This window comes from Aminipila terrae (genome assembly GCF_010120715.1).
Classification (GTDB): Bacteria; Bacillota; Clostridia; order Peptostreptococcales; family Anaerovoracaceae; genus Aminipila; species Aminipila terrae.
The window spans coordinates 1,240,889-1,259,106 of sequence record NZ_CP047591.1 but is presented as its reverse complement, the minus strand read 5'-3'; the positions used below and the strand labels follow the sequence as shown (position 1 = coordinate 1,259,106).

The 18,218-nt window shown below is 36.8% G+C and carries 21 protein-coding genes and 1 tRNA gene; 17 read left to right on the top strand and 5 right to left on the bottom strand.

Annotated elements, in window-relative coordinates:
- Window positions 1-9 precede the first annotated feature (9 nt).
- From Ami3637_RS06055 to Ami3637_RS06035, 5 genes are all read left to right on the top strand, one after another.
- Window positions 10-1,059 (top strand): hypothetical protein, encoded by a 1,050-nt coding sequence (locus Ami3637_RS06055; protein WP_162361785.1) that lies wholly within the window; start codon window positions 10-12, stop codon window positions 1,057-1,059.
- A 147-nt stretch (window positions 1,060-1,206) separates the two neighbouring features.
- A complete protein-coding gene (locus Ami3637_RS06050) occupies window positions 1,207-2,496 on the top strand; it encodes a polysaccharide deacetylase family protein (RefSeq protein WP_162361784.1) in 1,290 nt (429 codons plus the stop codon).
- A 12-nt stretch (window positions 2,497-2,508) separates the two neighbouring features.
- A complete protein-coding gene (locus Ami3637_RS06045; protein ID WP_162361783.1) occupies window positions 2,509-3,138 on the top strand; it encodes a GerMN domain-containing protein in 630 nt (209 codons plus the stop codon).
- 16 nt (window positions 3,139-3,154) lie between these two features.
- Entirely contained in the window at window positions 3,155-4,405 is a 1,251-nt protein-coding gene (locus tag Ami3637_RS06040; RefSeq protein WP_162361782.1) for an adenosylhomocysteinase, read from the top strand.
- Window positions 4,406-4,864: 459 nt separating this feature from the next.
- Complete coding sequence (locus Ami3637_RS06035) at window positions 4,865-6,388, top strand: GGDEF domain-containing protein (RefSeq protein ID WP_162361781.1); 1,524 nt, start codon at window positions 4,865-4,867, stop codon at window positions 6,386-6,388.
- A gap of 43 nt (window positions 6,389-6,431) precedes the next feature.
- On the opposite strand, the gene Ami3637_RS06030 is transcribed toward Ami3637_RS06035, so the two are convergent.
- The 4 genes from Ami3637_RS06030 to Ami3637_RS06015 are packed head-to-tail and all read right to left on the bottom strand — an operon-like array spanning window position 6,432 to window position 9,736.
- The gene (locus tag Ami3637_RS06030; protein WP_162361780.1) at window positions 6,432-7,148 is read right to left on the bottom strand and encodes an acyl-[acyl-carrier-protein] thioesterase; all 717 of its coding nucleotides are present in this window, start codon (window positions 7,146-7,148) and stop codon (window positions 6,432-6,434) included.
- 1 nt (window position 7,149) lies between these two features.
- The gene (gene gltX / locus Ami3637_RS06025) at window positions 7,150-8,808 is read right to left on the bottom strand and encodes a glutamate--tRNA ligase (protein ID WP_162361779.1); all 1,659 of its coding nucleotides are present in this window, start codon (window positions 8,806-8,808) and stop codon (window positions 7,150-7,152) included.
- Between the two features lie 20 nt (window positions 8,809-8,828).
- Window positions 8,829-8,966, bottom strand: coding sequence for a hypothetical protein (locus Ami3637_RS06020; protein WP_162361778.1), 138 nt, complete (start codon window positions 8,964-8,966; stop codon window positions 8,829-8,831).
- Window positions 8,963-9,736 carry a polysaccharide deacetylase family protein gene (locus tag Ami3637_RS06015; protein ID WP_162361777.1) on the bottom strand — a complete coding sequence of 258 codons (774 nt, stop codon included), beginning with the start codon at window positions 9,734-9,736 and terminating at the stop codon, window positions 8,963-8,965. Before Ami3637_RS06015 ends, Ami3637_RS06020 begins: the two co-directional genes overlap by 4 nt.
- 192 nt (window positions 9,737-9,928) lie before the next feature.
- On the opposite strand from Ami3637_RS06015, the gene Ami3637_RS18395 reads away from it, so the two are divergent.
- From Ami3637_RS18395 to Ami3637_RS05960, 12 genes are all read left to right on the top strand, one after another.
- The gene (locus tag Ami3637_RS18395) at window positions 9,929-10,294 is read left to right on the top strand and encodes a hypothetical protein (RefSeq protein WP_330586855.1); all 366 of its coding nucleotides are present in this window, start codon (window positions 9,929-9,931) and stop codon (window positions 10,292-10,294) included.
- Entirely contained in the window at window positions 10,264-11,406 is a 1,143-nt protein-coding gene (gene thrC, locus Ami3637_RS06010) for a threonine synthase (RefSeq protein WP_330586854.1), read from the top strand. Before Ami3637_RS18395 ends, thrC begins: the two co-directional genes overlap by 31 nt.
- A gap of 39 nt (window positions 11,407-11,445) precedes the next feature.
- Window positions 11,446-11,922: a methylglyoxal synthase gene (locus Ami3637_RS06005; protein WP_162361776.1), complete on the top strand. Its 477-nt coding sequence runs from the start codon at window positions 11,446-11,448 to the stop codon at window positions 11,920-11,922.
- Between the two features lie 290 nt (window positions 11,923-12,212).
- Window positions 12,213-12,300, top strand: a tRNA-Ser gene (locus Ami3637_RS06000).
- 561 nt (window positions 12,301-12,861) lie between these two features.
- A complete protein-coding gene (locus tag Ami3637_RS05995) occupies window positions 12,862-14,151 on the top strand; it encodes an Ig-like domain-containing protein (RefSeq protein ID WP_162361775.1) in 1,290 nt (429 codons plus the stop codon).
- Between the two features lie 345 nt (window positions 14,152-14,496).
- A complete protein-coding gene (locus Ami3637_RS05990) occupies window positions 14,497-14,700 on the top strand; it encodes a hypothetical protein (RefSeq protein ID WP_162361774.1) in 204 nt (67 codons plus the stop codon).
- A gap of 52 nt (window positions 14,701-14,752) precedes the next feature.
- Window positions 14,753-15,010 carry a C39 family peptidase gene (locus Ami3637_RS05985; RefSeq protein ID WP_162361773.1) on the top strand — a complete coding sequence of 86 codons (258 nt, stop codon included), beginning with the start codon at window positions 14,753-14,755 and terminating at the stop codon, window positions 15,008-15,010.
- Window positions 15,011-15,117: 107 nt separating this feature from the next.
- On the top strand, window positions 15,118-15,507 hold the full coding sequence (locus Ami3637_RS05980) for a hypothetical protein (RefSeq protein ID WP_162361772.1): 390 nt from the start codon (window positions 15,118-15,120) through the stop codon (window positions 15,505-15,507).
- Window positions 15,508-15,742: 235 nt separating this feature from the next.
- Window positions 15,743-16,156 (top strand): Kelch repeat-containing protein, encoded by a 414-nt coding sequence (locus Ami3637_RS05975; protein ID WP_162361771.1) that lies wholly within the window; start codon window positions 15,743-15,745, stop codon window positions 16,154-16,156.
- Window positions 16,120-16,404: a kelch repeat-containing protein gene (locus tag Ami3637_RS05970; RefSeq protein ID WP_162361770.1), complete on the top strand. Its 285-nt coding sequence runs from the start codon at window positions 16,120-16,122 to the stop codon at window positions 16,402-16,404. The genes Ami3637_RS05975 and Ami3637_RS05970 overlap by 37 nt, the downstream gene beginning before the upstream one ends.
- Complete coding sequence (locus tag Ami3637_RS05965) at window positions 16,299-17,105, top strand: Ig-like domain-containing protein (RefSeq protein WP_408609066.1); 807 nt, start codon at window positions 16,299-16,301, stop codon at window positions 17,103-17,105. The genes Ami3637_RS05970 and Ami3637_RS05965 overlap by 106 nt, the downstream gene beginning before the upstream one ends.
- Before the next feature lie 252 nt (window positions 17,106-17,357).
- Window positions 17,358-17,549: a hypothetical protein gene (locus Ami3637_RS05960; protein WP_162361768.1), complete on the top strand. Its 192-nt coding sequence runs from the start codon at window positions 17,358-17,360 to the stop codon at window positions 17,547-17,549.
- 54 nt (window positions 17,550-17,603) lie between these two features.
- Here Ami3637_RS05960 and Ami3637_RS05955 read toward each other — a convergent pair whose 3' ends face one another.
- The gene (locus Ami3637_RS05955; protein WP_162361767.1) at window positions 17,604-18,062 is read right to left on the bottom strand and encodes a DUF2892 domain-containing protein; all 459 of its coding nucleotides are present in this window, start codon (window positions 18,060-18,062) and stop codon (window positions 17,604-17,606) included.
- Between the last annotated feature and the right edge of the window lie 156 nt (window positions 18,063-18,218).

Below are 18,218 nucleotides of genomic sequence, written 5' to 3'. Positions count from 1 at the left end.
GGTGATAAAATGCCTGTTTATAAAAAGAGTCTGAAAAAAATTATTCTGTGTGGGATAATAATGGTTTTAATATTAGTTGCAGCCTTGACCGTAAGGGCAGTTCATTGGGATAAAAGTATTATAGTTGCCGGTGGATTTATTCACACAGAAATGGAGCAGGTCAGCGAAGAAACAACAACGGGGTTAAACAATGATGACTCCTATGAATTGGAGGAGAGATTTCAAAGGCCGTCTAAATTACCTGCAATAAAGCTAAAGTACACTTTTGCCCCAAAGGATGAAGACAAAGTCCCTCCATATATTGCAGAAGGATTTCCGGCAATCTATCAGTCACCGGAAGATCTTATAGAGGCGTATTACGCTATTCTTAAAAGTGCTGCAAATATGAAGGGCTATACTGGAGGCTGTGGAACAATTCTGTGGATGGATATACCTTATCCCTATGCATACCAGTTATTCTCCCATGAATTTAAAGAAAAAGTAAGCTTAAAAGAGTTTAAGAATTCATTCAGAGGAACAGGAACTATTAACTTAGTACACCTGGAACCGGCATTTAAACCTGCGGGTACTCCTGACAACATTAAATATTACTTTACTGAAATTGAAGTCCTGAAAGGATATAAAGAGAAGAAAAACGGGAAAACTGATTTAGACCAGCCTAATTATTTTGAATATTATTATGGAATCATTGCAACAGAATATGATCAAAACCAGGGATGGAAGATAAAGTCCGTGGATTATCTGCCGGAAATATATCTTTGCCATCCTTTGCATGGATGGGATTATTTCTATGATGTGATGATAGACATCATATATAATAACTGGTATGGTATGAATTTAAAAATTAACCATACAGAAGAGCAGAATAATTACATCAAAGTGTATGCCAGCAATTCAGTTAATCAATATCGGTTTGATTTCGTACGGCTGACAAATGGGGATGATGTTTTATTACATGAATACGTAAAAGAAAATGATGAATGGAAAGAAATCTCTATACTTAAACCCGACGATGAAAAGAGATATAAAATATCTGCAGGTAAATTTTATAATGAATAAGGGTAGGGGGATAAAGGCATAGATTTATTAATATGTTATAAAATTTATTAACAAGGCTTTGAGATTTTATAGTATAATAATTATTGATATCGTTACAATATTACATTTAAAATGTAGAAGTGTGGGATTAAGTTAGAGGGTGTAGTCGTGGGGATTATTAAATGGGACAGCGACAAACAGCGAAGCAAATACTTGAAGCTGGCTGTGGCTGTAGGAAGTATCGTAGTAGTGGCTCTGGCTATAATAATAGCTAAGAGTGCTATGGGTCAGGATATTAAGGCTTCAGCTCAGAATAATACAGATGAGAAGAGTACTGTAATAGCTGAAGCGGATAAGCTGGCATTAGGTTATTTTTATGATGAAGCATTGGGGGTTCTGCAAAGGGAATCTGATTTAATGGATCAGAGCACTACTGGTGATGCAATTCAATTGAAAATGGCTGATATAAAGCATCAAAAAGAGTCTTTAGTGAAATATAATGGCGTAGTGGAGCATGTTTTTTTTCACAGCCTGATTATATATCCCGAACTTGCTTTTGATAACAAAGGACATCCGGCACAAGGCTATAATATGTGGATGACTACTGTTAAAGAGTTTAAAGCCATGCTCCCGGAACTTTATAAAAGAGGATATGTTCTTTATCCATTGAATGAGACCATTACCGTTGCAGGAGATGGAACCGTATCGCCTAAGGACATTTATTTGCCTAAAGGGAAGAAACCATTAGTTATTTCCATTGATGATGTAAACTATTATGATTACATGAAACCAGATGGTTTTGCTAACCGGTTGGTCATTGGTCCGGACAAACGGGTGTGGACGGAGGTTATTACTCCGCAGGGAGAAACAAAAATAACCCGTGATGGGGATGTAATGCCTATTCTGGATGATTTTGTTGCAAAATATCCAGACTTTTCCTGGAAAGGTACGAAAGGTGTTATTGCCCTTACAGGGTATCAGGGTGCATTAGGATATCGGATTACAGACGGGCTGCCAGAAGAACCAAAATGGCAGCAGGAAGTGAAAGCTGTGGCAGATAACCTGAAAGCAGAAGGATGGCTTTTTGCCTGCCATAGTTATACCCATAATGGATATTTCAGGACTGGTAAAGTTACCATGGCTCAGATGAAGTATGACACAGACAGATGGAAGCAGAAGATTGCTCCATGGGTAGGGGAAACAAACATATACATATCCCCTTTCGGATGGCATTGGAACAATAAAAATCCAATACATAGGTACATTGCTGATAGTGGATATAAGATATTTTGTCCGGTAGATATCAGCAGAAAAACGATATTTTATAAAGATATTATGGTTATGCCTAGAGTAAATTTAGATGACTATACCATGCAGAAACGTCCGGAGTTCCTGAACCAGTATTACTTTGATGTAAATAAGGTTTATGATAAATCAAGACCGGCGGTTAATTACTAAGGGGGGCCAGAAATGGGAGAAAGACAAAACTGGAAATTGGATAAATTGATGTGGAGAATATTCTGTTTTACCATGGGGGCAGTTCTGATTGTAACATCAGTCATGGGATTATCCGGCTGCGGCCATAAGAAAGCAGAGGAACAGCAGGTAAACAAGCAATTAAAACTTTATTATGCAAATAGTGACTTTATTGTTAACGGGGATGAAAGTAAAGGGGCGCTGGTAGAATATGATGGGATTTCCATCTATGTACCGGAAAAAACTCCAAAAGGAATGACTGATGAAGAAGCCGCTTCCTATGCATACACGGAAGCAATTACCCACCTGTGGCAGGTACCTGAGGCTTTGAAAAATGCCAACACACTGGTTACTGAAAAGTTTGGTATACACAATATTACCTGCAAAGACGGAACTGCTTATGTAGATTTAATTGGAAAGAATCTTAAAGATGGGGGTGGGTCTTTAGAAGAATCAATCTTTATAAGTCAGATTGTTGAAACACTTACAAATAGTTTTCATGAAATAAAACAAGTACAGTTTTTAGTAGATGGTAAAAAGGCAGAAACCCTGATGGGTCATTGCGATACATCAGAACCTTTAACAGAAGGTTTATATAAAACTGATAAAGATAAAACACAATAAAAGGAGAAATACCAAAATGAAGAAATATGAAATCCGAGACATTGCTTTGGCACCGTCCGGTCACCAGAAAATTGAATGGGTTAAAAATAACATGCCTCTGCTCAGAGGTTTTGAGGAAGAGTTTGTAAAAACAAAACCTTTTGAAGGCATTAAAATATCCCTTTCAGTGCATCTGGAAGCCAAAACCGCATATCTTTGTAAAGTACTGGCAGCAGGAGGAGCACAAATGTCTGTAACAGGCAGTAATATTCTATCCACCCAGGATGATATTGCAGCAGCTCTTGTTGAAGATGGTCTTATGGTATATGCCTATCATGGTGCTACAGCTGAAGAATACGAAAGACATATTGAAATGTGTCTTGAACATAAACCCAATATTATTATAGATGATGGGGGAGACCTTGTTGGTATGGTTCACGGAAAAAGAACTGATCTGGCAGAAGAAGTCTGGGGCGGATGTGAAGAAACCACCACAGGTGTGATCAGACTGAAGGCTATGGAACGTGAAGGGGTACTTAAGTTCCCGATGGTAGCTGTAAACGATGCCCAGTGCAAACACCTATTTGATAACAGATACGGTACAGGTCAATCTGTCTGGGCTAGTATTATGACTAATACAAACCTGATTGTGGCAGGGAAAACAGTTGTTGTTGCTGGATATGGATGGTGCTCAAGAGGTATTGCTATGAGAGCAGCAGCTATGGGGGCAAATGTAATTGTCACAGAGATTAATCCTGTAAAGGCTATTGAGGCACGTATGGACGGATATAGTGTAATGACTATGGCAAAGGCAGCTCCTTTGGGTGATATTTTTGTATCTGCTACAGGCTGTAATCATACTATAACTGTAGAGCATATGCTGACAATGAAGGATAGAGCAATCCTGACAAACGCTGGACATTTCGACTGCGAGATTGACATGGCAGGTCTGGAAGCAGCAGCAGTGGAAAAGATGGAAACAAGAAAGAATATTATGGGTTATAAACTTAATAATGGCAGAATGGTGAATGTCATAGCTGAAGGCAGACTGGTAAATATCGCAGCAGCTGACGGGCATCCTGCAGAAATTATGGATATGAGTTTTGCGGTACAGACATTATCCGCTCTATACATTAAAGACAATTATAAGAATTTAAAAAAGGGTGTAATTGACGTATCTGCAGAAATCGATGATGTGGTTTCCAACAGAAAGCTTGAAGCATGGGACATTGAGATTGACAAACTGACTCCGGAACAGGAAAAATACCTTAACAGCTGGCAGGTATAAATTTAAAATCAAAACCATTTATTAATCCAGAAAGTAGTAACATATTTTGAAGAAAAAACATATCATATCATACAAACAATAATTTTTAAAGGAGCAGGTGATTATAATGGCAAACGGTTGTGGTTTATTTAATGGCGAAGGCGTTGATACGAGCTTACTGTTTTTCTTCTTACTATTGGTGATCATTTTCTGTAATTGCTACAGCTAAATAAGCGGTACATCAACCCATATAAAAAATGGAAAAGGGGCGCCCCAACTGGGGCGCTCTATTCTTTTTTTGCTAAACACAGGTATATAAATAGACGGAAATTCAATTTTTTTGACATAATATAGCACACGTTTCTTGGCCGGATACTTTTATTCATATGATACAATTATGGAAAGTGGCGAAATGAGGGATACCCTGGAGGAATATATTTTATGTGGTCCGGAAAGAATTTAAAACTTGCTCTCATTATAATGTCAGTATTAATTGCTTTAGGATGTATTACTGGCAGAGCATTTAAAGTTTATAAACAAAATAATGAATTTGTAACCAAAGTTCTAAGCAAAACCTTTGACAGCGAATACACTCATAAACAAAGGATTCAGGAACTAAAAAAGGTTCAAAATCTGAAACTGGTTGCACCAAGGAAGAAAATTGAAATTTATACAAATCTTTCAATGGTATATGCTCTTAACCAGGAGTATTCAAAAATGATAGAGACTGGTGTCACTTCCATATATATGGCTGATAAGGAAAAGGAATATTATTATTCCTCCTGGAACTATATAAACTTAGCAGATACTTTTATGATGCTGTATGATTACAAAATGGCGGAGACCCTTATACATAAAGCCTTATCCTATGAAATAAAGAACCCGGAGGAAAAAAGATGGATAGAAGAAACAGCATATATTTATATGGCAGATTTGAAATCAAAAACAGGACATACTTCAGAGTCAGAAGCATATCTGAAATCATCCATGAATTATGTGGTGAAGCCTGCTTATGATTACAGGGAAATGCTTTCTAAAAGGAGAATTATTCAGGCCAGGAATTTTTGGAATGAAAGGGATTATCAATCCGCAAAAAACATATTAGATGGTATTGTAGAACCAGAAACAAAGGATGAACTAATTATTTCAAATGTTATAATCCCACTTAGAGAAATGCGTGCGAAAATGGAGATAGCAACTGGTGACCTGGGGAAAAGTCAGCAAATGTGTGATGAAGTATTAACCATGCAGAGGATAAGAGGATATAGTGCAGACAGTCTGAACTTTTTAAAAGAGATTACACCATTATATGAGGAGAAAAGTCCCGCAGTATATGGCAAGTATAGCGCACAGATCTTGGATATGTACATGGCTGTTATGAGCCAGGAAAGTCAACTGAGCACCGATTATATTTTTACTATTTACGGAAGCAAATATGCAAAATCTCAGGAGAAAGAAGCCAGAATCCGATTGATACTCGTGGTCTTAATAATTTTTATGGTTATGCTGACCTTACTGATTTTATTTTTGCAGAGCAGAAAACAAAGCATTACAGATTCTTTAACCAACGCTTACAACCGCAGACATTTTGAAAAAGTTTATAATAATTACATCCGAAAGAAAGTACGGTTTGCAGTAATTATGATTGATGTAGATTATTTTAAGAACGTAAATGACAATTATGGCCATGACTTTGGAGATGTAGTATTATCACGATTGTGCAGGAGTTTTAATGAAAGAAAATCTAGAAATGCTAAAGTGTTCAGAATGGGTGGAGAAGAATTCTGCATTTTATATAAGTGCTCAAAGATGGGACATGCCATTGGACTTGCGGAAAGGCTCAGACTGGCTGTACAGGAAATGAAATGGGAAGAAGATACCAGAGTGACCATAAGTGTGGGAATGGCATTCTCCGGGCAGGCAGAAGATTTGTATAATCTGGCAGATAAGAATCTGTACCAGTCTAAAAATTCAGGGAGAAATAAAGTTACATATACCTGTTAAAAAAGCTCTGGCACTTACCTATCGGGTAAGCCCAGAGCTTTAACTATCTCCTAGTGAATTCCACAACAGCAAAAGGCGTATTGTCTGTATCACAGATGACAACACAAAAAATGGTATCCTGTCTGGATATTTTTACGATTATCCGATCCCTTAACGTAGCCTGTTTTTTGTATTCAACTCTGAATTGTGCAACATCAAAATGATCGGGAAGATAGTTATAGGCAATTCGTACATATTGGCCATTATTCATATGGTTGTTTACATCCAGATGATGAATGTTAACATCAAACTCTTCTACTATTTCAAGTGCATCAGGCAAAGGAATACGTCTGTCCTGAAAATCAATAGAACTGCAGGGAGTATCTTGATTAACATCATACTTTTCCCACTCTTCCTGGGAGGTTTTCATAGGGCGGCCTGTCTCTGCATCAATAAAAACACCTAAAGAATGAGAAGCTATAGCCAGTTCTCCCGTATGGTCCCATACCATACAATGACGGAAAGCGGTAGCTGCTTTATAACCATACACTTGTGTACCAACAGTAATTCTGTCAAAGAGCTTAGGCAGATTAAAAATTTTAACCTGCCAGCAAGTGACTACCAATAACTTGTTTTTTTCATCAAAGTAATCCAGACCAGCACCTAAATCCTCCAATTGGAACATGACACAATTCTGCATCGCATCAATAATGGAAGGTATAGTCCAGTTTCGCCGTTTGTCTGTTTCACTGATTTTTATACGATCATTATATGTGTACATTTTAAATTCTCGCTTTTATTCTGCTGCGGGTTCTTTCCTCTCCGAGAATCTGTTGGATTTCCCAGATATCGGGAGACTGAGAACGGCCCATTAGTGCAATACGGATAACGGTACTGACATCTCCTACATGGCCTTTGTACTGCTCAGGATTTTTCTTGTAATCTTTCGGTTTTGCAGCATAGCCAAGTTCAGTACTTATCTCTCTTATTTTGTCAAACCATGCTGACTGGTCATCCTTATGGTCATAAGAAGAAAGATATGCATTGAGAATAGCCTTTGCATCTTCAGGGCTTACATTTTCAGGGTTAGAATCTTCAATTTTAAAATAATCATCAAAGAAATAGCTGATAAATTCAAATATCTGTTTTGCATAAATCAGGTCTTTTCTAGGTTTTGCTCCATCACGACCCAGATCAAAAATTCTTTCAATATATTCTTCATGGCCCTCAAACAAGGGAAGAATTTCCGGTTTAAATTCCCTGGACCAGTTTTTCATAAACTCACAAAGCTCCGTTGCTGGAATTTTAACAAGAACATCTTTGCAAATATCATTTAATTTGTTTAAATCAAACAATGCACCGGAGTTACTCATTTTTTCTACGGTCAGCTCAAATTCATCAATAGGGGCATCAGGATTTGCAATGCGCCACTCTTCAAAATTTGAATTTAAGATGGTCATTAAATATTCTCTTACAGCAGCAGGATGATAACCTTCATTTCTGTAATAATCTAATGATAGTTCAGGGTCTTTTCTCTTGGAAAGTTTTCGTTTATTACCCTCCTCGTCCAGCTTCATCAGTTGAGCCGTATGACAGAAGATTGGCATTTTAAATCCAAGCTTATCAAACAATTCAACGTGAATAGGCAGGGAAGGCAGCCATTCTGCACCTCTTACAACGTGAGTCGTTCTCATCAGGTGATCATCAACGACATGAGCAAAATGGTAGGTAGGAATGCCATTGGCCTTTAATATTACCACATCCTGATTGTTTTCAGGCATGGTTAGAGTTCCTCTAATTCCATCTTCCACTGATATTGTTTTTATTTCCTCAGATGGAAGGTCATGATTACCATCTGACTTTAATCGAATAACATATGATTTACCGGAATTAATGTATTCCTCAATTTCTTCAATGGAAAGACTGCGGCTTGTGGCCCATTTTCCGTATATGCCAAAGTTCTCTTTTCCAGTCTCCTGTTTTGCATGTATTTCTTCAAGTTCTTCAGAAGTAAGAAAGCAAGGATAGGCTTGTCCATTTTGTATGAGTTTTTTAACGTAACATTGATAAATCTCACCACGATCACTTTGAAAATAAGGGCCGTAATCTCCAATATGGCCATCAATGGTAGCTCCTTCATCGAAGTTAATATCAAAAAACTTCAGGGAGTTTATGATAACTTCTACAGCACCTTCCACATAGCGTTTATCATCTGTATCTTCAATTCTCAGATAGAAAGTGCCGCCGCTCTGATGTGCCAGTCTCTCATCAACAAAGGCTCCATAAAGATTTCCCAGATGAATAAAACCAGTTGGACTTGGTCCAAGTCGTGTAACTTTTGCTCCTGCAGGAAGCTGTCTTTCAGGAAACTGCTCTTCATAGTCAGCCGGCGATTTGGTGATGTGCGGAAATAACAGATCCGCTAATTTATTGTAATCCATATTTGTCCTCCAAGTATAGTTTAGTCAACGTAATCAAAGGCTACAGGTTTAACATCCTTTGTAAGTGGATAAAAATGGTAACCCTCGGATTTTAGTTCTTTAATAATATCAGGTAATGCAGATAAGGTATCTGATTTATTGCTTAAGTCATGCATCAAAACGATGGACTTGTTGTATTTTTCACGCCATTTATCACATTGTTGTAAATCTCATCTCTGGTGACCGTACTGGTGGCATCATCTGCGGAAACGTTCCAGTCATAATATGTATAGCCTCTTCGAAGCATTTCAGCAATAATTTGCTGATATACTGCCCGGTCATATGAATTAATGCTGCCCCCAGGGAATCTTAAAAGTTCTGGCTTTTTGCCAGTTACCTGTTCAAGCATCAACGCAGTCTGTGCAAAATCATCTAAAAAGGCATCTGCTGATTGATAAATAGTTGTATATTGATGGCAGGTACTGTGAACTCCTATGGTATGCCCTTCATCCATCATTCTTTTGTATAATGCCTGGGACTCCATACTGTCACTGTAATTAATAAAGAAAGTTGCCTGAACACCCTGTTCTTTAAGTATATCCAGGATTTGAGGAGTTAAACTGGAAGGCCCGTCATCAAAAGTTAAATAAACGGACTTTGGCAAATCCTCCTTATAAACGAAATCGTTATCTATTGTCAAATTAGGATATAGTTTCTGGTAATCAAAAGAAGAGGAATAATGTGCCCGCTGCTGGTCAGTGAATGCCTGAGAATCGGAACTGATGGCAGGAGTCCCTGCGCTGACTGCCAGACCGTTGTCTTTAAGGACTTTTTTCATATGATGATTGGAAATACCCATAAATACACATGAAGTAATTGAAAAAATAACAACCAGAGTCAGAACGATTAGTATAATATGTTTATAAAAACGAACACTTCCAAAATACATCTTGATACCTTCCTTATTAGCTGAATTATATAATCTTAGTATAACATAAACTGAATATTTCCTACCACAAAAACTTAATTTTTTTAAAAGGGCCTGGCAAAAATATTATGGTCAGAATCCTTAGAATTTCTTGTAATTTGACTGATTTTTTGATAAAATGAGGGACAATAGTTTTGTTAAAGGAGAAGGGTTATGATAAATTACGTAAGCACACGTGGAAGTATAAATACAAAAACAGCAGCTCAGGCTGTTATCCAGGGAATATCAGAGGACAGAGGTCTTTATGTTCCAGCGCAGCTGCCAGTTCTGCCATTTTCATTGGAAGAATTGACAGGGAAAACATATCAGGAGATTGCATTAAAAGTAATATCTGCGTTTTTCACAGATTATACAGAAGAAGAAATGCAGGCATGCGTAAACGGAGCTTACGACAGTAAGTTTGAGGAAAAGGAAATTGCACCTCTTGTAAAAGGCGGGACGGGTACTTCCTGGAACTATATCATGGAAAGACTGCTGCTTTTAAGGACATGGCCCTTTCTATTCTTCCTTACCTTTTGACAACTGCCATGAAAAAGGAAAAGGAAGAAAAGAAGATTTGTATATTGACAGCCACTTCCGGGGATACAGGTAAGGCTGCACTGGAAGGATTTGCAGACGTAGCAGGAACAGAGATTATCGTTTTCTATCCAAATCAGGGAGTCAGTCAGGTACAGGAAAGACAGATGGTTTCCCAGGAAGGTGAAAATACCCATGTTTTCGCTATAAATGGAAACTTTGACGATGCCCAGACTGGTGTTAAGAAAATCTTTAACGATACAGGGTTTGCAGAAGAACTGGCAAAGATGAACTGCAAATTATCTTCTGCCAATTCCATTAATATTGGAAGGCTTGTTCCACAGGTTGCTTATTATGTTTATGCATATGCAAAGATGATGGAAAAAGGAGCCCTTAAGGCGGGAGAAAAAATGAACGTGGTTGTTCCAACAGGAAACTTTGGAAATATTCTTGCCGCTTATTATGCCAAACAGATGGGAATACCTGTTGGTAAATTAATCTGCGCCTCAAATGAAAACAAAGTTTTAACTGATTTTATCAATACAGGAGTATATGATATTAGAAGAGATTTTTATCTGACTAATTCTCCATCCATGGATATATTAATTTCAAGCAATCTGGAAAGACTGCTGTATCATTTGTCTGGCGGCAATGCAGCTGAAGTAAAGACGCTGATGGACAGTCTTGAAAAAGAGAAAGTATATGAAGTCAGCAGCAAGATAAAAGAAGGATTGAAGGAGTTTTATGCAGGCTTTGCCACTATTGATGAAACTAATGAAACAATTGGTTCCATGTATGAAGATAATGGCTACCTGATGGATACTCATACTGCTGTTGCCTACAAGGTCTATAAAGATTATGCAAAAGAAACAGGAGACAATACACCTACAGTTATAGCATCTACGGCAAGTGCATATAAATTTGCAGACAGCGTGGCCAGGTCCATTGGACTAAGTGAAGAAAAGGATGGTTTCGCATACGTTAAAGCCCTGAATAACAAAACAGGTGTACGAATCCCAGCAGGATTAAAAAATCTGGAAAATAAAGAGATCAGACATACTGGAGTACTGAATATTGAAGATATGACAAAGTCTGTTCGAGATTCACTGGAGTAAGTTTACTTCAGTGAATAACATGGAAAGGGAGATGAACAAATGGCTTATGAAGGAACCATTCAGATTATGGAGGAGCATAAAAGAATTGCTCTTGTAGCCCATGACAATAAAAAAGCCGCATTGGTAAAATGGTGCGACGAAAATAAAAACATATTAAAAAGACATTTCTTGTTAGGTACGGGAACAACTTCGAAACTCATTGCAGAAACCACAGGGTTGCCAGTGAAAGGGTTTAAGAGTGGTCCCCTTGGAGGAGATCAGCAAATAGGAGCAAGAATTGCTCAAGGTGAGATTGATATGCTCATTTTTTTCTGGGATCCTCTTGAAGCTCAGCCTCATGATCCGGATGTAAAAGCATTACTTCGTATTGCAGCTGTTTATGATATACCAGTTGCGAACAATCGTGCTACAGCAGATTTTCTCATATCATCCCAATACATGAATGATGAGTATGAACACGAAGTGTTAGACTATAATAAGATTCTTGAAGATAGAATAAAAAATTTTCCTAAATAAATTTGGCATATGACGACTGCTTTAAAATTAGTGTTCCAGAGGTGGGATTCTGCTAGTTCATTAATAATAAGGCAGAAGTCATATATTAAGGGTACTTTCTTAGTATATTCATTATAGCCTTAACAGTCCCTACTCCAATGGGTAGTTTTTGCAAAAAATTTTAGGGAAATTTGGAGAAATATATTCTTTTTTGTAAATTGATATATTTTATGCAAAACAAAATAAATATCTTGAAACCTGTTTGGGAATGTAGTATAATAGCAAATGTGTCTGAGAACAGAACATATTTTGGAGGATTGACCGAGTGGCTAAGGAGCCTGATTGGAAATCAGGTAAGGTGTAACAGCCCCGTGGGTTCGAGTCCCATGTCCTCCGCCAAATTTTACAAAATAGCAACTCTTGAATGTAAGAGTTGCTATTTTGTTTTTTGAAAAGGATTACAATGTAAATTGTAAATAAACGATATAAAGAGGACGGCAGTCATATCAGATATATAAGTGAGACAAACATACCAGAAGAAATGCAAAAATGAAACAAGCTTTGAACCCATGGATGGTGAAAGAAATAATAGATAGAGAAGAGGATGAAATTTTCATCCTCTTCTCTATCTATATTTATTATGTAATGCATCAGCCAATTTCATTACTTTATCTGAATCTGCACTACAAGCTCCTTGTATTTGTGATATAGCATAAGCATAAGTTTTTAGTTGGTTCAGAGTCATATTTGAATTAGCAATCTCCAAATCACAGTTATAAAGACGTGAGTATGAATAACTTTAGACAAAGGCACGCAATAAAGTATGCTTTTGTCAGTGAGATAAAAATGTATAAATCTTTAATTATATAATAGGAAAATATGGAAGTTAAGAATTGTAATTATATGGGAAATATGAAACAATATTGATAGAATATCACAACATAGAAAGAAGGAATTTAAATGAAGTATGTAAAAAGATTAGTTAGTTTTATTGTAGTTTTAATAGTATTGATGGGAGCATTTAGTACTGTAAGTTTTGCGGCTGGTGAGCAATATACCGAGAACTTAATTCCTGCGATGACTAGCAACACAAATCCGAGTGGTAAGGCAAGTGCTAGCTCTATTTGGTCTAATTCCAACGAATATCTTCCGTGGAAGGCATTTGATCATAGTAGTACCTATTCATGGGCAAGTGCAACAAAAACTGGTTGGTTAGAATATGATTTCCCTGATGCTAAATGTATATCTAAGTATACTCTTACTTCAAGAAATCCTGTGTTCTCAGTTAATGAGTTACCTAGAGACTGGACTTTTGAGGGTTGGGATGAAAAATTAAGTTCTTGGATAGTATTAGATACTCAGAAAAATATAATAGATTGGAAATCTGGAATTAAAAAAGAATTTACATTTGAAAATCAAAACTATTATAGTAAATATAGAATAAATGTTACTGCAAATGGTGGATGGGTTGATGTTGTTATTGGCGAAATGGAAATGATGGAATTAGCTGCACCAAAAAAACAAGTGCCAACTAACCTAATAGCTAAAGCAGATGATTCAGAAATAACTTTGTCTTGGGATTCAGTTAAAGATTCAACAAGCTATAATATAAAGCGTTCGGATACTCTAAGTGGTCCTTATCAAACAATTGCGACAACTTCTGCAATCACATATAAGGATAATAATGTAACTAATGGAGCCACTTATTATTATGTTGTATCAGCTTTGGATGCAACTGGTGAAAGTGCAAATTCCAATGAGATATCTGCAACTCCTAATAAAAATGCTTCAGAAGATTCAACAGTAAAATTATCTGTGTTACTTAACGAAGGTGAAAACATTCAGCTCAGCACTTCCTACAATTTAGACAACAACAAAAACTTCACATGGAGTTCTACAAACGAAGCTGTTGCGAAAGTAGATGAAAACGGCAAAGTTAACGCTATAGCTGAAGGTACAGCAGATATATACGCACAGAATGCAGATGGTACTTTTAAAGAGTATATTCCAGTAAAAGTTGTAAAAGGTGTGGCGGATGAATTAAGACTGGCGGCCCATTTAGAGATTGGGGAAAAAGCAAAGCTATACTTAACAGATGATGCCAGTAAAGTAACATGGACTTCCATGGATAGTAGTATAGCTACAGTAGCGGCGGATGGTCAAGTAACAGGAGTAAAAAAAGGTCTCGCTATTGTTAAAGCTGAAATGAATGGACAATCATATCAAATTTATGTAAGAGTAAATGGATAGTAATTATGAGTAGGGAATAAACCTTACTCTTTTTAATCTTTTTAATCAACAATTTAGATAAAAGCGCGCAGCAATGATACATCCCACCTCCATAGACAAATGAAATTTAATTATTTCATTTGTTTAAGTGGGATTGTATCAGAATGCGTGTTTTTTAGTTACCGAAAATATCGGATTTAATATGTTACGTTTAATATAAGGAATGAATGATGAGGATATATTTAGCTATTTAATTTAACCGTAGTTAAGCGTCATATTAAAACAATTAGTAATTTTGCTTAAGACATGCAATTAAGCATGTTTTTTATAATTTCAATGCCTAAAAGGGCAGAAAGAGAGGACAATATGTTAAAGAAAGAATTTGAAAAGAAGTATGATGGAGTGATCAGAGACATTGCTATCAAGCAGAAAGTGGATATGGGTGTAGCTACAGACATGCTAATCTATGAAGTCAGAGTACATGCAGGTGTTGTGAAAAGGCAAGATACCTACATAGAAGAGGTAAACTGGAAGCAGGCAAAAAAAGATTTAGACAGTATTACAGACTAACAGCACAGGAGCCTTCGGGCTCCTTATTTCTTATACGAAAGAAGGGATATACTTGAAACCAATAAATTATTTACAAACAGACCCAAAATGGGCAAATATAGATTACTCCGCCAAAGGCGAGAAAACAACAATCGGAAAGTCTGGTTGTGGACCATCCTGCATGGCCATGGTTATTGCTACACTCAAAAATAAGAACGTAACTCCAAAGGATACATGTGCATGGTCTTTATCCCATGGATTTAAGGCAACTAATCAGGGACTTATTATAGTTATTTTGCTCCACAGGGTAAGGCTTATGATATATCAGTAGCACAGTTAAATGGCAGCAGCCTTTATGGTAAAGCAAACCAGTGGGCGAACGATTATAACGCAAAGGCCCTGGTAGAAATTAAAAAAGGTAATATGGTTATATGCTGTATGGGTAAAGGCAACTGGACCAGAAGCGGACACTTTATTTTATGGTATGGTTTAGATGATAGGGGTAGGGCCCTTATAAATGACCCGTACAGTACAAAAGCAGAAAGAACATGCGCGGACTTATCCTTGCTGCAGAGCCAGGTTAAATATTATTTTCTTATTGATGTAGCCGGTTGTCAGAACCATTCAGAAAACTACAATAAGATACAAGCAAAATACGGTTTCGACAGCAACACCATGGAGTACTTGGAGTCATATCAGTACGCCGACAGCTTATTTGCATTAATGCTGCAGGACAATAAAAATCTGCACAAATACCAGTTAAATACTATACTTTACATACTGGATTATCAGTATGGTAAACAGGTATTTGAAAAATTGAACAAGTAGGAGGTGAAATGAGTACAGAACTTGGGGGATTATCAATTTACTGGTTTATGGTTTTTCACATTTCTTATGTTTTATATAATATGTAAAATATTGAATAAAAATGTGGAAATAGCATGATTAATTAATAAACCTTTAATTATATAATAGAAAAAAATGGAATTACAGAATTGAAATATATATGGAAATATGAAACAATATTGTTAAAATATACATAGTAAAGGAAGAAGGAAACAATATGAAACAATTTATAGCAATTATTATGACATTGTGCTTGGTATTAGGGGTATCAAGCGTGAGTGCATGGGCGGATGATAAAGCCACTTGGCAAAAAGAACCGTCACTGCCAGCAAGTGGTTCAGGGCAAGGAGCTTGTACAATAGGAAATAAAATTTATGTTGTAGGAGGGGGTTCTAATACTGTAAAAATTTATGACTTAAATACAAAAAAATGGACAACAGGAGCACCTATTCCGACGGCTAGGCATTATATGGGTGTAGCCGTAGATGGACAATACATTTATGCTATAGGTGGATTCAGTGTAGAAAATTGGACATATTCTAATATAGTAGAAATCTACGATACTGTAAAAAATGAATGGACAACGGGGCCTCTATGCCGGTGGCAAAAGCTGCACCAGCTACAGCTATAAATGGAAAAATATATGTGTTTGAGGGGGACGTTGGCAAAGCATTAAAAGATATAGACATTTATGATATAAAAACGAACACATGGAGTAAAGGAACCCCGAGTACTATGGGGGATCATGTAACCTGGCAGTTGTTGGAAGCAATATTTATGCAGTTTCGGGGGCAACGTCATATGGTCTTTCACCTAGAGTTGAAATATATAATACCAAAACAGATACTTGGACAATTGGAAAGCCAATGCCTACAGTAAGAGAAGGGTTTGCTTGTGCAGCTGTAGGGGAAAAAGTTTATGTGATAGGAGGGCTTGTACCACATAAAGTAAATGAACCTTATGTGGTTGAAATTTATGATACAAAGAAAGATACTTGGACAACTGGACCGAACACGATTAATAATGCATGGGGAGCCAGTGCTGTGACTGTGAATGGGACAATCTATTTAATAGGAGGCGGAGAGTCAAGTAGTATTATGACATCTCTTCAAGTGGGTACGCAAAGTCCAGAATTTAAATTATCAGTATTACTTAACGAAGGTGAAACTGTTCAAATCAGCACTTCCTACAATTTAGACAACAATAAAAATTTCACATGGAGCTCCACTAACGAAGCTGTTGCAAAGGTAGATGCAAATGGTAAAGTAACTGCCATAGCAGAAGGAACAGCGGACATCTATGCCCAGAATGCCGATGGCACTTTTAAAGAATATATTCCTGTAAAAGTTGTAAAAGGTGTAGCGGATGAATTACGTTTAGCAGCTCATTTAAAGATAGGAGAAAAAGCTAACTTATACTTAACAGATGATGCCAGCAAGGTAACATGGAGTTCTATGGATAGCAGTATAGCTACAGTAGCCGCTGACGGTCAAATCACAGGAGTAAAAAAAGGTCTGGCCATTGTAAAAGCTGAATTGGATGGACAGGCATATCAGATATATGTACGTGTAAATGGTTAAAAAGGCTATTGCGTAAAAAAGGAAATGCATCTTAAAGGGTGGACAAAATCTAACCTCTGAGGTGCATTTTTTATGTGCAAAGAACTATTCTGAAGAGAAAAGGTAAAAGAAGGAATTAAAATTGTGAAATTCAATCTGTTCATTGAATCAGTTAAATAAGTTGGGCAAAGGAATAAATTATGTAAAGAATTACATAATAGTAAAAGAAATACTACAAGAATATAAAGAAGACTTCTATAAGGGGGAACGTGTATGAAGAAGTTTACCTGTCACTGTTTAGAAGAACAGTTTAAAAGCCCAGACAAAGTTTACGTTGGTTTTGATAATCAGTTTTTAACAGAGATACCGTGTATATATAAACCCAATGATAAAGCAACTTTCAGACGTATTAAATTAGAAACAAATTACTGCCCACTGTGTGGAGCTAAACTGGAGGAAGTATAAATAAACAGATAAAAAAGCACCAATATGCTTGTGTTACACATTGGAGCTCTTCTTTCACTGCTTTTCTACCATTTCCAGCAGTTTGGCTATATTATCGGTCTTATGCAAAAAATCTCCTCTTAAAAACTTTAATACCGTTTTTTCGTTTTCAATTTCAAGCCCCGTGCGGATTCCCAGTTTCCGCATAACAGGTAAAGGAGGGCACCAGCCCTGAAGAGCATGCTGAAGGAGGAAAAAACCCACGGTACCTGGCAGAAGAAACCACAAACAATGGCTCCGTTTTATACCTAAAATGGAACTTAAGATGACAATAGTGGCAGCGTTTGCTTCCAGAAATCTTTCAATATCCCATTCTGCATTTAATTTGGTTATCCTGTCAGACAGGGCTTTATCGCTGCAATCTGCATAACTTTTCAGAGAACACAGGGTGCTGTTCCTGATTTGTTCATTTATAAACTTATGTGTATGACATGCAACTCTTTGAGTTGTCGTAGGTAATATCTTCTTTATCATGATTCAAAAATTCCTTTTTTCATAGTTTTGATAAATCTGTATCTGGTTTTAGGATTACCTGAATTTGATTTTTTATTGCAATATTTTCTACGATGTCAATTCTATTTGAATTTTATAATCATTATCCTGCCAAATGGAAGGCAGGAACTCCGAAAA

Coding starts and splice junctions, on each gene's coding strand:
- Ami3637_RS05975 (WP_162361771.1), top strand. CDS start 15,743: ATGAAACAATTTATAGCAATTATTATGACATTGTGCTTGGTATTAGGG.
- gltX (WP_162361779.1), bottom strand. CDS start 8,808: ATGGATTACAATAAATTAGCGGATCTGTTATTTCCGCACATCACCAAA.
- Ami3637_RS06015 (WP_162361777.1), bottom strand. CDS start 9,736: ATGTATTTTGGAAGTGTTCGTTTTTATAAACATATTATACTAATCGTT.
- Ami3637_RS18395 (WP_330586855.1), top strand. CDS start 9,929: ATGATAAATTACGTAAGCACACGTGGAAGTATAAATACAAAAACAGCA.
- Ami3637_RS06005 (WP_162361776.1), top strand. CDS start 11,446: ATGGCTTATGAAGGAACCATTCAGATTATGGAGGAGCATAAAAGAATT.
- Ami3637_RS05970 (WP_162361770.1), top strand. CDS start 16,120: ATGCCGGTGGCAAAAGCTGCACCAGCTACAGCTATAAATGGAAAAATA.
- Ami3637_RS06045 (WP_162361783.1), top strand. CDS start 2,509: ATGGGAGAAAGACAAAACTGGAAATTGGATAAATTGATGTGGAGAATA.
- thrC (WP_330586854.1), top strand. CDS start 10,264: ATGGCCCTTTCTATTCTTCCTTACCTTTTGACAACTGCCATGAAAAAG.
- Ami3637_RS06040 (WP_162361782.1), top strand. CDS start 3,155: ATGAAGAAATATGAAATCCGAGACATTGCTTTGGCACCGTCCGGTCAC.
- Ami3637_RS05960 (WP_162361768.1), top strand. CDS start 17,358: ATGAAGAAGTTTACCTGTCACTGTTTAGAAGAACAGTTTAAAAGCCCA.
- Ami3637_RS05980 (WP_162361772.1), top strand. CDS start 15,118: ATGGGTAAAGGCAACTGGACCAGAAGCGGACACTTTATTTTATGGTAT.
- Ami3637_RS05955 (WP_162361767.1), bottom strand. CDS start 18,062: ATGATAAAGAAGATATTACCTACGACAACTCAAAGAGTTGCATGTCAT.
- Ami3637_RS06030 (WP_162361780.1), bottom strand. CDS start 7,148: ATGTACACATATAATGATCGTATAAAAATCAGTGAAACAGACAAACGG.
- Ami3637_RS06055 (WP_162361785.1), top strand. CDS start 10: ATGCCTGTTTATAAAAAGAGTCTGAAAAAAATTATTCTGTGTGGGATA.
- Ami3637_RS05995 (WP_162361775.1), top strand. CDS start 12,862: ATGAAGTATGTAAAAAGATTAGTTAGTTTTATTGTAGTTTTAATAGTA.
- Ami3637_RS05990 (WP_162361774.1), top strand. CDS start 14,497: ATGTTAAAGAAAGAATTTGAAAAGAAGTATGATGGAGTGATCAGAGAC.
- Ami3637_RS06035 (WP_162361781.1), top strand. CDS start 4,865: ATGTCAGTATTAATTGCTTTAGGATGTATTACTGGCAGAGCATTTAAA.